This window comes from endosymbiont of Lamellibrachia barhami (assembly GCF_011947365.2).
GTDB lineage: Bacteria > Pseudomonadota > Gammaproteobacteria > Chromatiales > Chromatiaceae > QGON01.
Genome location: NZ_JAAVSH020000001.1, coordinates 876,406 through 890,866 on the forward strand (window position 1 = coordinate 876,406; position 14,461 = coordinate 890,866).

Annotated in this window: 11 protein-coding genes; 4 read left to right on the top strand and 7 right to left on the bottom strand. The window is 55.6% G+C overall.

Annotated elements, in window-relative coordinates:
• Positions 1–27: 27 nt before the first annotated feature.
• The 6 genes from putA to G9Q73_RS03950 all read right to left on the bottom strand — a co-directional run bounded on the left by putA (position 28) and on the right by G9Q73_RS03950 (position 8,259).
• Entirely contained in the window at positions 28–3,171 is a 3,144-nt protein-coding gene (gene putA / locus G9Q73_RS03930) for a bifunctional proline dehydrogenase/L-glutamate gamma-semialdehyde dehydrogenase PutA (protein WP_177418647.1), read from the bottom strand.
• A 56-nt stretch (positions 3,172–3,227) separates the two neighbouring features.
• Entirely contained in the window at positions 3,228–4,406 is a 1,179-nt protein-coding gene (locus G9Q73_RS03935) for a hypothetical protein (protein WP_177418648.1), read from the bottom strand.
• Between the two features lie 155 nt (positions 4,407–4,561).
• Entirely contained in the window at positions 4,562–5,341 is a 780-nt protein-coding gene (locus G9Q73_RS03940; protein WP_177418649.1) for an outer membrane lipoprotein-sorting protein, read from the bottom strand.
• A complete protein-coding gene (locus tag G9Q73_RS19410; protein WP_369408829.1) occupies positions 5,338–5,649 on the bottom strand; it encodes an MMPL family transporter in 312 nt (103 codons plus the stop codon). The genes G9Q73_RS03940 and G9Q73_RS19410 overlap by 4 nt, the downstream gene beginning before the upstream one ends.
• 23 nt (positions 5,650–5,672) lie before the next feature.
• A complete protein-coding gene (locus tag G9Q73_RS03945) occupies positions 5,673–7,619 on the bottom strand; it encodes an efflux RND transporter permease subunit (protein ID WP_246344984.1) in 1,947 nt (648 codons plus the stop codon).
• A gap of 46 nt (positions 7,620–7,665) precedes the next feature.
• Positions 7,666–8,259, bottom strand: coding sequence for a TetR family transcriptional regulator C-terminal domain-containing protein (locus tag G9Q73_RS03950; RefSeq protein ID WP_177418650.1), 594 nt, complete (start codon positions 8,257–8,259; stop codon positions 7,666–7,668).
• Positions 8,260–8,408: 149 nt separating this feature from the next.
• Between G9Q73_RS03950 and G9Q73_RS03955 the strand changes: the two genes are divergently transcribed.
• The 4 genes from G9Q73_RS03955 to hrpB all read left to right on the top strand — a co-directional run bounded on the left by G9Q73_RS03955 (position 8,409) and on the right by hrpB (position 13,747).
• Positions 8,409–8,606 (top strand): nodulation protein E, encoded by a 198-nt coding sequence (locus tag G9Q73_RS03955; protein ID WP_177418651.1) that lies wholly within the window; start codon positions 8,409–8,411, stop codon positions 8,604–8,606.
• Positions 8,597–10,477 carry an ATP-binding protein gene (locus tag G9Q73_RS03960; protein WP_246344986.1) on the top strand — a complete coding sequence of 627 codons (1,881 nt, stop codon included), beginning with the start codon at positions 8,597–8,599 and terminating at the stop codon, positions 10,475–10,477. Before G9Q73_RS03955 ends, G9Q73_RS03960 begins: the two co-directional genes overlap by 10 nt.
• Before the next feature lie 244 nt (positions 10,478–10,721).
• Positions 10,722–11,225 (top strand): DUF1269 domain-containing protein, encoded by a 504-nt coding sequence (locus G9Q73_RS03965; protein WP_177418653.1) that lies wholly within the window; start codon positions 10,722–10,724, stop codon positions 11,223–11,225.
• Complete coding sequence (hrpB, locus tag G9Q73_RS03970; RefSeq protein WP_177418654.1) at positions 11,222–13,747, top strand: ATP-dependent helicase HrpB; 2,526 nt, start codon at positions 11,222–11,224, stop codon at positions 13,745–13,747. The genes G9Q73_RS03965 and hrpB overlap by 4 nt, the downstream gene beginning before the upstream one ends.
• 4 nt (positions 13,748–13,751) lie before the next feature.
• Here hrpB and mobA read toward each other — a convergent pair whose 3' ends face one another.
• Entirely contained in the window at positions 13,752–14,360 is a 609-nt protein-coding gene (gene mobA, locus G9Q73_RS03975) for a molybdenum cofactor guanylyltransferase MobA (protein ID WP_177418655.1), read from the bottom strand.
• Between the last annotated feature and the right edge of the window lie 101 nt (positions 14,361–14,461).

The following is a 14,461-nucleotide window of genomic DNA, read 5'->3' on the forward strand; positions in this document are numbered from 1 at the left end:
CCCTATTTATTGGTAGGGGACAAGGTATCAGTCGTCGAGGGACAGCAGCCGGGCATTACCTCCCACTGCCGCAGTGTTCACCGTAATACTCCGTTCCGTCGAGTAACGCAAAAGGGTATAGGGACCACCCGCCTTGGGGCCGGTTCCGGAGAGTCCCTCGCCACCAAAGGGTTGCACGCCTACCACTGCACCGATCATGTTGCGGTTGACGTAAGTGTTGCCGATGGGCAGCTGTTGCTGGATATAGCGCACCGTCTCATCGATACGGCTGTGAATACCCAGCGTCAGTCCATAACCGGTTTGCCGAATCGAGGCCAATACCTGATCCAGTGAATTCGCCGGGTAGCGAATGACATGCAGGATGGGGCCAAAGACCTCTTGGGGCAGTTGCGACAGGGCATCAATTTCGTAGAGATGAGGTGCAAAGAAGCTCCCCTGCTGGTGTTTGGCTGCAAGTGGCAACGCGTACAACCGGCGCCCTTCAATATCCATTCGATTGACATGCGCCTGCAGCACTTTACAGGCCTGGTGGTCAATCACGGGTCCCACATCCGTGGAGAGGCGACTTGGATCTCCCATCGTCAACTCCTCCATAGCGCCTGACAGCATCGGCAGAATTCTGGGGGCAATCTCCTCTTGCAGAAAGAGTACGCGCAACGCAGAACAACGCTGCCCTGCACTGTTGAAAGCGGATTGAATAACGTCTGAAACCGTCTGTTCCGGTAGTGCTGAACTATCGACAATCATCGCGTTTTGCCCACCGGTTTCAGCAATCAGCGGGACAATGGGGCCTGGGCGATTAGCCAATACCTGATTGATCTGCCGGGCCGTCTCCGTGGAGCCGGTAAACGCCACCCCGGCAACCCGCCGATCCTTTAGCAGCAGTGCACCCAAATCAGCACCCCTGCCGGGGAGAAGCTGTACCACTTCCAGCGGAATGCCCGCTGTATGCAGCAGCTCAACAATGCGCATAGCCGTCAGCGGTGTCTGACTGGCTGGCTTGGCGATCACCGTGTTGCCCGCAGCCAGTGCAGCCGCAATCTGGCCACTGAAGATAGCAATGGGGAAATTCCAGGGGCTGATGCAGACAAAGAGCCCACGGCCGTGCAGACTCATCCGGTTCTCTTCTCCCGTGGGTCCGGGGAGTATTCGTGGCTGGGCAAATTCACGCCGCAGTTGAGCGGCATAGTAGCGAAAAAAATCGATCGCCTCCCGCACCTCGGAGAGGGCGTCAGGGATGGTTCGGCCACCCTCCAGAATGGAGAGCGCCGCCAATTCCAGCTGATTTGTTTGCAGCTGTTCAGCCGCTTTATCCAGCAGTTCCGCTCTCTGCAATGGGGCCACCCTTTCCCAGGATCCGGCCGCAGATTCAGCCGCTTGCATCGCTTGATCGACACTGGCTGGGGAGGATTCAACGACACTGCCGATGACGGATTGGTCGGCGGGATTGAAGATGTCTTTCGTTTCACCCTCCAGCCCTCTGCCGGAAATGAGGGGCATGGCTTGCCAGTTGACGGCCTGGCATAACTCCAGCGCACGATAGACTTCTTGCCTGACAGAGGTATGGTCCAGATTAAGCCCCAGGGAGTTTTTACGTTCGGCGCCATAGAGTGCAGGTGGTATCGGAATGGCCGGGTGCCTGATCTGTTCATAGCCATCAAGCTTCTCAAGGGGGTCGGCAATGATCGAATCGAGTGATACCGCCTCATCCTCAATACGATTGACAAAAGATGAGTTGGCGCCATTCTCCAGCAGACGTCGAACCAGATAGGGCAGTAGTGCTTCATGATCGCCCACCGGTGCGTAGAGACGGCATGGGACCTGAAACTCCTTATCTTCAGTGATGCAATCAAAAAGCGCATCCCCCATGCCGTGCAGTCGCTGTAATTCATACCCACCCTCTCCTTCAGCCATTATCTGTAGGCTGGCAATGGTATGGGCATTGTGGCTGGCAAATTGAGGATAAAAACAGTCACCCGCTGCAAACAGCTGCTGCGCACAAACCAGATATGAGAGATCCGTTGCCGACTTGCGGGTGAAGACCGGATAGTCTTGCAGTCCCAACTGTTGCACCCGCTTAATCTCACTGTCCCAGTAGGCGCCTTTGGCCAGACGGACAGGGATGCGTCTACCCACATCACGGGCCAAAGTCTGCAGCCACTCAATCACCGCCGACGCACGTTTTTGATAGGCTTGGACCGCAAGCCCAAATCCCTCCCAGTCACCCAGTCTGCCATCTCTGTAAACGGCTGAAAACAGCTCCAATGAGAGGTTGAGACGGTCTGCCTCTTCGGCATCCACAGTCAATGTCAGACCGGTCTGCGAAGCCTGCAGCGCCAGTTCAGTAAGGCGCGGCGTCAGCTCTCTGATAACCCGTGACCGCTGACAGAATTCATAACGGGGATGGAGTGCAGAGAGCTTGACGGAGACGCCATCGGCAGCGGCACCTCCCTGGGAGTCTGCTGGTGTCAGTCGGCCTAACAGGCTGATGGCATTTTTGTAGGCGCTGAAGTAGCGGTCGGCGTCAGCCTGAGTCAGGGCGGCCTCACCCAACATGTCAAAGGAGTAGCGATAATTTTGGGGATAGTGATTCCGTCCCCGCTCCACCGCCTCCTCGATTGAACGTCCAAGCACAAACTGGTGGGCGATGATCCGCATGCCTTGTTTGATGGCGGTTCGGACCAGAGGCTCGCCACTTCGTTTGGCCAGGGCATGCAGCGTTGCCTGAGCGTCACCCAGGGAGTCCGGCAACTTCACCAGCCTGCCGGTCAACATCAGTCCCCAGGTCGATGCGTTGACGAACAGCGAGTGGCTCTGTCCCAGGTGCCCCTTCCAGTTTGCGCGGGTCAGTTTGTCCCGGATCAGGCGATCAACCGTGTCGCTATCCGGAATCCGCAGTAGCGCTTCGGCCAGACACATCAATACCACCCCCTCATCCGATGAGAGGTCGTACTCATGCATAAAGGCTTCGATGCCGCCCTTGGCGGCCTGCTCCCGGCGCACGGCAAGCACCAGTTTCCGGGCCCGTTGCTGGATTCGCTGCCGTTGCTCAGAGGTCAGCTTGAAGGTGGATCGCAGGGAGCGTACCCACTCATCCTCATCAGCGAGATAGGCACGGTCGATGGCTGCTTGCAGTGGTCCGCCGCTAGATTCAGAGTGTCTGGAAGCCATCAGATCCCACCCTGCCGGCACCGGGTTTGTTGCTGCTCGGGTTTGCCTGGTGTCCGTCAGAAATAGCGGGCCAGGTTGAATTCAATATAGTCATCCTGACTGATAGTGTAGAGCGGATCCTCTTCCGGTACATTAATCCAGAGGCGGATTTGAGCGGATGCCTTCCAGGCATCACCGATGCGGCGGCTCGCCTCCAGATTATATAACCAGGCGCTTGAATCCATGTCCTTGATGATGCCGGTCAGCAGTTCACTACTCTGCTCGTCGTTGGCAGTCAGGCGCAGACCGATAAAAGTGTCGTTCTCGAAAGCGATGGGGGCATTGTCGCCCCGTTCGTCATACATGTACTCGGCCAGCACCCCAAGGTCCATATTGCTATCGCCCAGACCGATGAAGGTGTATTCAAAACCACCGGTGTAGGAGAAGACATCCTCCCTATCCGATCTGCTGTAGAGCGCCTCAAGTTTCCACAGCCAGTCTCCTTTGGTTGCCTGCAGGTCGAGACTGGTCTGATGAATGAGTTCGTAATAGGGCGCCAATACGATCTCATTGGCGCTGTTTAGGACGGGTTGCAGGAGAGGATTGCGGTTGGTGCCGTAGAAGTGGGCGAGTCCGATATCCCAGTCGCCAAGCGAGTGGGACCAGCGCAGGGCCAGATCGACGCGCTTGTTCCCGGCGCTGGACTCATAGCTTGCCAGATCGTTGCCCACTCTGGGATGTGAGCGCAGACGACCCTCCTCACCAGGAAAAGTCCGCTCCCGGAAGCCGGGCAGGGCAAACATGTCCAGTACCCCCCAGCTCTTTTCGAATGAGAGCTTGATCATGGGTTGGCCGAGCTTCTGCTCGCCGTCCGGGTTTTCCAACAAGTCAGTCTGGTTGATGACATCCACCAGATGGCGTGCCTCGGTGACACCCCAGAAGACCTTGCCGATTCCTGCCTGAACCTCCCACTCGTCGCCGACATGGGTCCAGAGCAGTTCGCGGATGTCGGCATGGGTGCGATTGTTATCCTGGGAATCCCAGCGCAGGAAGGGACGAAAGATGAAACTTTGGCGGTCGTTGTCCCAGGCGTGGTAGTACTCGGGTTCGAATGCCAGGGAGAGGGTGCTGTCACTCTGTGCCGGATTGAGTGCCTCCTGGGTGAAGTAGCGCCCCTGGCCTTCGATATAACCTGTCCATTCGCCGGCGCAGGCCAGTGATGGGATGAGGCAGAGGGCTTTGATCCAGTGTTTCATTTATGTGCTGTTTGGTCTTTGATCGGTTTTTCCGGCGTAGGCCGGTTCAAGCGGAGCGGAACCGGCTACCACAGATATTTTTCGGTTAGAAACGCCCGATCCGCTGTGCATGATCGGGCCTGCACTCTGATCTGTTCAGCTGTCTCTGTTGGAAATCACCGGGCGCGTTTGAGACTGTTCTTGCCGAAGTTGGAGGCTTTCAGGCCAGCGCGAAACTTGTAATCCTCCCAGGTGAGCAAGGTGCTCTTCCCGGTCTGGTGGTTCTGCATGAACATTTCACTGGCCCGCCAGAAACGGTCTAGATACTGCTTGTAGTCCTTGAATTCCAGGGTTTTCAGTAGCGATTGTTTCCGGTCATAGAACTCGATCTTCAGCGGGATGTATTCTGCCTTGTCGATCCAAACCACCTGACGGGTGTAGCCGGAGTTGGGATCCACGGGATAGCGTTCCTGAACCATGGCATCTTTGCCGTTGAGCGGTTCATCGCGGATATATTTGTAGGTGTACTTCTCCACCTCCTGCGATGACAGATCCTCGTAGGCGAACTCACTGCCCATGAAGGGACCGGATTTGTTGCGCGATGCGATGCGCTTCACCCGTTTGAGCGCCGGGAGGTAGAGCCACTGATCGTCTGAACCCGTCTTATGGGAGTAGCTCAGAAGGGCGGTGCCTTTTACATCCCGTGGGCGATCAAAAATGATCAGCGTCTTGTCACCATCATTCTCAACCTCCAGGGCCTTGGTGCGCATGTGGCGGAGGCTCTCCTCCCCATGTTTGTTGCGCAGCAGCATGGTCATGGTGGCTTTGAAGTCGTGGAAGCCTGTGTCGCGGCGATCCACCTCCCTGGCAATCTCCAGGCCCTGCTCTTCCGGCGTCATGGCGTTACCGGTTAGCGGCAGCAAGCTGCAGAGAGCGATGAGCAACAATCGTTTCATTTTGTTCGGCCTCCGAAGAGCATCAGCAAGGGTGGCAGGAAAAGGAAGTCGGCCACCAGGGCAAATCCAATGGTAATTGCCGTCAGCAGGCCCATGCCGGCATTCAATTGAAAGTGGGAGAGGGCGAGGATGCCAAAGCCCAGCATCAGCACAAACGAGGTGACCCATAGCGCCGTGCCGACGGTGGAGAAGGCGTAGCGCACGGCATCCTCGGCATTCATACCCTGCTCCCTGCGGGCGCGCAGAAACTTGCTGAGAAAATGCACCGTGTCATCAACCACGATGCCCAGGGTCATGCCGCTGACCACCGAGAGGGCAAGACCAACCTCTCCTACGAGGAGCCCCCAGAGGCAAAGGCCATGCCGATGGGTATCAGGTTCGGCAGCAGGCTCAGTCCACCGATGCGCAGGGAGCGGAAGGCAAGGATAAGGATTGCGGAGATCATCACCAGTGCCGCAGTGGTGCCCTTTAGCATGGAGCGGATGTTCCTGCTGCCGATATGGGCAAACATGATGCTGGGACTGGCGCCATCCACTCTCATGCCGGGTGCGTTCGTTGCCAGCCACTGCTGTGCGCGTTCTTCGATGGCCAGCATCTGCTGGGTGGAGATGCTCTCCAGCGTGACGATGAAGCGTGTCGCCGATTTCCTGACGTTGATCTGGTTGTTTAGATCCAATCCGAAGGGCAGCGAAAACTCATAGAGCAGCAGGTACTGCGCCGACAGGTCACGCTTGTCCGGCAGGCGATACCACTCATCGTCGTCCGCATGCATGTTCCGATTGAGCCGTTTCATGATATCGGTCAGCGTGTTGACGTGCAGGACGTTGGGTTGCTGCCGGTACCACTGGGCAAATTCTTCAATCTTCTGGAGAAATTCTGGATCGCTGACCCCGCCGACCTCTCCGGAATCGAGAGAGTATTCGATCATATAAATGCCTGTCAGATTGTCCGTCGCAAAATCGGTGGCGGTTCTGAACTCATTGGTTTCATCAAAATATTTGACGAACTGGTCGTCCAGCCGATTGTTGGGAATCTGTGTTATCAGGAACAGAATCGAGCCACCCACCACCCAAAGCAGTTTGATTTTGTGCCGGATTACGAATTCGGCAAGTTGCATCATTGCTCTGCTTCCGCGTGAATCAGCGTTCATCGTCTTGACCGGCAGGATCATCATCATCGCCGGCAGCAGAGTGATGGAGAAAATGAATGCCAGGATGACACCCATTGCAGCCATATTACCGAGATCCCGGAACGGCGGTGCATCGCTGAAGTTCAGACTCAAGAATCCGATAGCAGTGGTGATCGTGGTGAGAAAGATCGGCTGCAGATTGATCCGCAGGCTCTCCAGCAACGCATCCCGTTTGGCCAGACCCGCACGCATCCCATGCAGGAAGTTGACCAGGATATGCACACAGTCCGCTATCGCCAGGGTCATGATGACGATGGGTACAGTGGTGGTTGGGGGAGAGAGTTTAATGTTAAGCCAACCTGCGAGTCCCATGGTGCCGAGTATCATCAGGATGATGACGATCAGGGTTGAAAAAGTGCCAGGGATAGAGCGTAACATCAGCGCGAGGGTGATCAATATCGCGACGAACATGGCCGGGTAGAGCGTTTTCATATCTTTTATAGAAGCTGCCGGGAACGCATTATTCATCATCACCATACCGGTGAGGTAGATCTTGATATGAGGATATTTCTGCTCGATCCGCTGCGCCAGTTTTTGCGCGGCCTCGGCAACTTCAGGTACCTCGGTGAGCTTTTTTTCCGCCAGCTGAATCGTCACGTTGACACCCGTGACATGCGCCTTGGGTGAGATGAGGCGATGCACCAGGAGCGGGTCATTCACGGCGATCTTGCGAGCGCGTAGCAGATCATTATCCGACAAGCTGTCAGCCTTGCGGACCAAGTCGTCAACCACAAGATCATCGCCTTCGGCATAGGTATGTTGGAAGTTGGTGACGGAATCGACGCGCAGCGAGTAGGGAATCTGCCAAGCTGCCTTGGTCAGCTCCTCAACGGCGCTCAAGGTTTTTCGGCTGAAGACCTTCCCGTCCTCCGGTGCCAACACAAACAGAACGTTGTCGTTTTTGGCATAAGTATTCTGCAACTGCTCAAAAGCGGTCAGCTGCGGATTCTCTTCGCTGAAGAACATCCGGTAGTCGTTGCTGAACTGCAGGTTTTTCATCCCTGCAGCCATGGCGAACGTGATGATGAAGGCCAATAGGATGACCAGAAACTTCCTGTCCAGAATGAAACGAAAAAAACGCTCTTTCATTTTGTTTCCATCGATTGTGATTATTTTTGATTTATATGTTTATGGGTCAGGTTCCCAGACTGTCCAGATAATTTAAAACAACTTTCCCACATCGCAACAGCACGGCTTTGTCTTGGGCATTTTTTGCCATGCTCATGCAGCCTTCCAGCGTCGCCACGATAAAAAGTGCGGTCTCCTCCGGGTCGATATCCTTCCTTACCTTACCAAGCTGTTGACCGTTTTGCAGTGCAGAAGAGATGGTTTGTAACCAGAGTTTATACATAACGTCTGTTCGTTCCCTGAACCCTTGATCAATGGGAGACATCTCCTGGGCCAGATTGTTCAAGGGGCAGCCAAGTCGGATATCCTTCTCATTCAGCTGTTCACCGGCATTGATCAGGCAATCCTTCAATTGCGTAATTGGGTCATCCGTTGTTTCAGCCAACGGATCAAGCCAGAGGGTACGCAAATGGTCGCTGATTACCTCTTCCAGAACAGCATAGCCCAGCGCTCTTTTGCTGTCGAAGTAGTGATAGAGTGCACCTTTGGTAACCCCAGCCTTGCCGAGTATTGCCGTCAGACTGGCGGACTGGAAGCCCTTGCGGTGAATCTCATGAAATGCAGCGTTCAGCAGTACCTGGCGTGTCGTATCAGGTTGCACTGTTCAAAATCCACAGTTTAAAGCAGAAACATACCGACCAGTATGTATATCGATTGGAGAATTGTCAAAAATTGGTCGCTGTGAGGTGATGACCTGCCCGCAAATTCTCCTTATACTCTAGCCGGAGATAAAACAAGCTGGAGATTTTCATGTCTTTGCCCGACCAGACAGAGATCACAAAGGCCGAGGAAACTGGAGTTTCGGCCCAGGAATTCATTAATTATTGCGAGGCGGAACGAGATCGTCGTCGAAACTCAGGAGATGAGTTCGATGAGGAGAGTTTTGCAGTCGCGATGGAGAGAGTGCTGCGTAAACTCAAGGTACTTGAAGACGAGGGATGGTCATGATAATTCACCGCATCCTTGCCAAAAATGTCCTGAAATATTCCAGCCTCAAGCTCGAGAATCTGCCGGAAAATGGCCTGATCGGTATTACCGGCCCCAACGAATCGGGTAAGAGCACCATCGGTGAAACCGTCTGTTTTGCGCTCTTCGGACGCAGTTTTTCCCTCGGCGACGATGACCTCAAAAAGATTATTCTGTGGGGAGAGACACACTGTTCCGTGGAACTGGATTTTACCGCCAGCGACCGCAAGCGATATCACCTGGAGCGTTTTCTCGATGATGCGGGAAACCACAGCGCCATGCTCTCAACCCTGGAGGGCATTACCGGAGATGAGCCATTGGCTCGTGGCGTGGATGCGGTTGCAGACAAGCTCTACGAATTGATTGGCTACGAGTTCGATGAATTTATCGAATCCTTCTATCTGGCACAGCGTGAAATCACTACGCCGCACCCCCACAGCTACGTGGTCAAAACCATGGCGGGGGTGGTGACGCTCGAATATTGCGCAGCAGCCAATCAGGAGGATATCGTCGAAGCTGAAGGTGTCATTAAGGAGACGGATCGGGAAATCTCTGATTTGAATGAACAGATCGATGAGATCGGCATCGATCCCGGATATCTTCACCTGCTCGAGGATGAGCGAGCCCAGCTCAACAGGCAGATTGGTGACCATAATCACCAGGTTGAAACGCTCGACGATGCGTCCACCGCTTATCAGGACGCACTGTCAGTGCGCAAGGCAGCCCTCGGCGGCCGACGGCGCGCCGCCTTTTTGCGTTTCATCATGTTGCTCCTGACACTGGCTACGGCTGGACTCTGGGGCCTGCTGCTGAGGATGCCTGAACATGAATTTGCGACTAAGGCCTCCGACTGGCTGGCCGGGCATGTGCCGCAGTGGCAGGTGGAGATGCTGCCTATCGCAGCAGCGGTCTTTGCTGCGCTCTTCATCTTTTTCTGGATCCGTCGTGGCGTGTTCAATCGTCGTGCTGCCAATCTTGAAACGGTAGCGCAGACATTGGTGGCTGAGCTGGATGGTCTTGAAAATCCTGTCGAAGCCATACAGGAATCAGACACTCCGGAAGCTGCTGATGAAACCGAAGTGGAAACCGCTGGTGACACGGATGATGAGCCTCAATCAATCGTAACTGTGGTAGCGGATAAGGCGGCAAGAGAAAGCCTGTCCCAGCGTGTGGCAGGGTTTATGGCGGATGCCCCTGAAGTTCGGGATGGGGTCGGCAACGAGCAAAACCTGCTGCGCTATGTCATCAATAAGGCTCAGGAACGGGTTGGGGAGCTGGATGAAACGATTCGCCATGAGCAGGCCAGGATTGACAAGGCGGACGGCCTGATCACCATCCGCGACAGCCTGAAAAACAAGGCGGCTGAACAGGCGCAGCAGATTGCAACCTGCGAACTTGCAGGTGAGCTGATTCAGGGCGCCATCCGTGAGGTCTCCAACAAATTCAATGTTAAGCTTAAATCTCTGGTAAGCAAGATGCTCCCGCTGTTTACCGAGCGCCGATATGAACATTTGCAGATTGCAGATGATCTCACTGTGCGGGCTTTTTCCAGTGAAAAACGTGATTTCATGGATCTGGACGAGATCTCCAGCGGTACCCAACGGCAGATCATGCTGGCGGTGCGGCTGGCGCTCTCCCAGGAGCTGATCAAGCGCACTGTTGATGCCGAGCAGTTTCTCTTCCTCGATGAACCCTTCGCCTTTTTTGACCAAAGACGTACTCGCAGTTCACTCACGGTATTGCCGACGCTGAGTGAAGAGCTGACGCAAATCTGGATCATCGGCCAAGAGTTTCCGGATGATGTTCATTTCGATCTGCATATCGAATGTGACAGGGATATGAACAGCATTTAACCGCTATCCTGAAACGCAGAGATCGCAGTAACTATTCAGTGTAATTCAACGTAGGGTTAGTCGCGCAACAGTACAAGGCTGAAATAGAGCAGAGCAACCTGCGCGCGACGTAACCCGACAAACCGCTGTTGGGTTACGATGCGCATCTGTCGCGATTGATGCGGTTCGTTTTACTCACCACATCCTACATTTCCTTTCCCGGTCTCCGGACGAAGAGAGTAGGTAATCGAAGGAGCACCAGATTATGCGCCGTCTCTTTTTTCTGATGCCGGATGTGGAGTCCTGTCAATCTGTGGTCGCCGAGCTGGAAGAGAGAGGCATCCCCGAGCGACACCTGCATGCCGTGGCAGGCATAGAGCAGAGGCTGGATGGTCTGCCAGAGGCCGGTATTCTGCAAAAGACTGAGTTGGCCCACGGTCTGGAGTGGGGTGCGGGGCTGGGCGGAGTTGCCGGAGGATTAGGGGGATTGCTGGCAATGGCGTTCCCCCCTGCAGGCATCATACTGGGCGGTGGGGCGCTATTGACCGCTGCCGTTGCCGGCGCGAGTTTTGGCGCGGTGGTCTCTGCGCTGCTCTCCAGTCACGAACACAACCACGATCTCGATGCTTTTCAGCGTGCCATAGAAGCGGGGGAAGTGCTCTTGATGGTGGATATACCCAGAGATGATGTGGCCAAGACTCAGAAGATGATCCTCAGTCACCATCCAGAGGCGCATATCGGTGTGGCAAAACTGCCGCAAGAGAATTGAATGATCTGCCGGTTACCGCCGTACTGCCCACACTGCGGCGAATTCTGAGCAGCCGTCAAAGCGCCGTTCTGACATCACCGACGGGATCCGGCAAAACCACGCTGGTTCCGCTCGAACTCCTCCATGAATCCTGGTTAAAGGGGCGCAAAATCCTTTTGCTTGAACCGCGGCGCCTGGCCGCCCGGGCTGCTGCGGCGCGCATGGCGGAACTGTTGGGCGAACGGGTGGGTGAGCAGGTCGGTTACCGTATCCGCCTCGATAACAAGGTTTCCCGGCGGACCCGTATCGAGGTCTTGACTGAGGGTATCCTCAGCCGGCGATTGCAGCATGATCCCGAACTGCAGGGGGTCGGGCTGGTGATCTTTGATGAGTTCCACGAACGCAGTCTGCATGCGGATCTTGCGCTTGCGTTTTGTCTCGACGTAATGGCAGGACTGAGGGAGGACCTGCGCATCCTGGTGATGTCGGCAACCTTGGATACCGGCGCTGTGTCGGATCTGCTGGAGGGGGCGCCGGTGGTGGAGGGCAAAGGACGCAGCTATCCAGTCGAACTCCACTACCTTGGTGACCCGCCTGCAATGAGACGTCTGCCCGACTCGGTGACAGCCGCCGTGCTTCAGGTCCTGCAGCAACAGCAGGGAGATCTGCTGGTGTTCCTGCCGGGCGTTGGAGAGATAAAGCAGACGGTGGAGCGCCTGGGTCGTCTTCTCACCAGCGCTGAATCCCCATTGATTTGTCCGCTCTATGGTGACCTTGGGCGGGAGGCACAGGATCGTGCCATTCGCCCTGACCCCGGTGGGCGACGCAGGATTGTGCTTGCCACATCCATCGCTGAGACCAGCCTTACCATCGAGGGAGTGACCTGTGTCGTGGACAGTGGTTGGTCTCGAATGCCCCGTTTTCTGCCCGGTATTGGTTTGACGCGTCTGGAGACTGTTCCGGTTTCACGTGCGGCGGCCGATCAGCGTGCCGGCAGGGCAGGGCGGCTCGGTCCCGGACACTGTTACCGTCTCTGGAGCGAACAGCGGCAGGATCGACTTCCAGCCCAGCATCCGCCTGAAATCCAGGAGGCTGATCTGGCGCCTCTGGCATTGGATCTGGCCCAGTGGGGGGTTTGCGATCCAGCTCAACTGCGGTGGCTGGATACTCCTCCTGCCGGAGCATTCTCCCAGGCCCGTGAATTGCTGGAATCCATTGATGCCCTGGACCGGCAAGGTCGGATAACAAAGACCGGTCAACAGATCGCAAGACTACCCCTGCATCCCAGGCTTGGACATATGCTGTTGGTGGGGATGGAACACGGTGAGAGTGCGATGGCTGCAGATATTGCTGCGCTGCTGAGTGAACAGGATATATTCAGGCGCGGTTCCAGGGAGACCTGGAGTGTTGATGTGGAACGCCGCCTGACTGCATTGAATCACTGGCGCGAGCAGAGTGGCCGGCAGTCGTCCGAACAGAATCTGGACAGAGCGGGGTGTCGCCGGGTGGACAAAGTGAGTCGTCAGTGGCGGCAGTTGTCAAAAAAAGAGGAGATGAGCGCCGCTGGCAAGGTTTTCTCTCCGGGTGGTCTGCTGGCGATGGCCTACCCGGACAGGATTGCCAAACAGCGTAGTCACGGCAGTTATCTGTTGGCTTCCGGCAGAGGGGCGCTACTGGCTGAGAATGATGTACTGGCAGGAGAACGATATATAGTCGTTGCGAAAATGGATGCAGGACGTACCGAGGGACGTATACAGCTTGCAGCAGCCTTGAATAAGGATGAAATCAGGGCGTTGCCGGGTCTGCGGGTGCAGCGGGTTGCGCGGATCGAATGGGATTCTGCAAGGCGCAGGGTGGTGGCCAGGGATGAAGAGCGGCTGGGCGCGCTGCTGCTGGCCAGTTTTCCTTTGGAAACGCCAGATCCGGAAACGCTTAAGCAGACCATGCTGCAGGGTATCGAACAGATGGGAATAGAATCGCTGCCCTGGACGGATAAGCTGCGGCAGTGGCAGACACGTGTGGTCTGTATGCGGGCATGGATGCCTGAAAGCAACTGGCCGGACCTGTCGGATCGTTGGCTCTCTGAGAGTCTGGGTGAGTGGCTTGAGCCTTGGCTCGATGGTGTCACCAGGCGGGAGCACCTGCAGCGATTGAATCTGGCGGATATTCTTCAGAATTTGCTCTCCTGGGAGCAGCGGAAAGTGCTTGATGAAACAGTGCCCACTCACCTGACGGTACCCAGTGGCTCCCGTAAGGTGCTGACATACGAAGTGGGAAAAGCGCCTGTACTGGCGGTGCGGCTGCAGGAGATGTTCGGGCTGGCAGATACCCCAAGGATCTGCCACAACCGGATTCAGATCATGCTGCATCTACTCTCCCCCGCCCAGCGACCGATTCAGGTCACCCAGGACCTGCGTGGTTTCTGGGATCGCACCTACAGCGAAGTCAAAAAGGAACTCAAAGGGCGGTATCCAAAACACCACTGGCCGGATGATCCCTGGCAGGCTCAGGCGACTGCCCGGGCCAAACCACGCAGCAGATGAGTTGTTATTTTCTTGCCTGATCCTGCATCAGCTTTTCGATGCGCTCCAACTCACCGGGCGTGTTTATGTTGGTGAACAGTTCGGGATCAGAAGAGAAATCGGCGAGTGCCAGCCGCTGTTGTTTGAACCAGCGATGGACAGCTCGCCCGCCGGCATCAATGTAGGCGGTAAGTTCAGTTGTCAATTCCCGCCTGATCAGTGAAAACACGGGATGCATTCTTTCTCCATCATGAACACAGCAGACATCGGCATTCTCATTTGCCAATGTCGTGAAAAGTCGTTCCAGTAGATTTGTGGGCACCCAGGGGCTGTCGCAGGGGACCGTGAGCAGCAGATCGGCTGTAGTATGTTGCAGTGCGGACAGCATGCCTGCCAGAGGGCCGGGAAAACCATCGATCGGATCTGGAATTACCGCAAACCCAAAATTGCCGTATCGGTCGAAATTCCGGTTGGCGCTGATGAGTAGATGGTCTGTCTGAGGTTTTACCGCCTCGATCACATACTCGATCAGAAGTCGTCCATTGAGAGGGGTGAGGCCTTTATCTTCCCCCCCCATCCGGCTTGCCTGTCCCCCGGCAAGAATGACGCCGGCAATGGAAACGTTATCTATCATGTTTGTGGGCTGGCTTTATGGTGGGCAAGTGAGTAAAAAGAAGCAGATTCGGGTAAAATGTACACGGTGGAAATGCGTGTTGGTTCAATATTACTCAAATT

Coding starts and splice junctions, on each gene's coding strand:
- putA (WP_177418647.1), bottom strand. CDS start 3,171: ATGGCTTCCAGACACTCTGAATCTAGCGGCGGACCACTGCAAGCAGCC.
- G9Q73_RS03935 (WP_177418648.1), bottom strand. CDS start 4,406: ATGAAACACTGGATCAAAGCCCTCTGCCTCATCCCATCACTGGCCTGC.
- G9Q73_RS03940 (WP_177418649.1), bottom strand. CDS start 5,341: ATGAAACGATTGTTGCTCATCGCTCTCTGCAGCTTGCTGCCGCTAACC.
- G9Q73_RS03945 (WP_246344984.1), bottom strand. CDS start 7,619: ATGAAAGAGCGTTTTTTTCGTTTCATTCTGGACAGGAAGTTTCTGGTC.
- G9Q73_RS03955 (WP_177418651.1), top strand. CDS start 8,409: ATGTCTTTGCCCGACCAGACAGAGATCACAAAGGCCGAGGAAACTGGA.
- G9Q73_RS03960 (WP_246344986.1), top strand. CDS start 8,597: ATGGTCATGATAATTCACCGCATCCTTGCCAAAAATGTCCTGAAATAT.
- G9Q73_RS03965 (WP_177418653.1), top strand. CDS start 10,722: ATGCGCCGTCTCTTTTTTCTGATGCCGGATGTGGAGTCCTGTCAATCT.
- mobA (WP_177418655.1), bottom strand. CDS start 14,360: ATGATAGATAACGTTTCCATTGCCGGCGTCATTCTTGCCGGGGGACAG.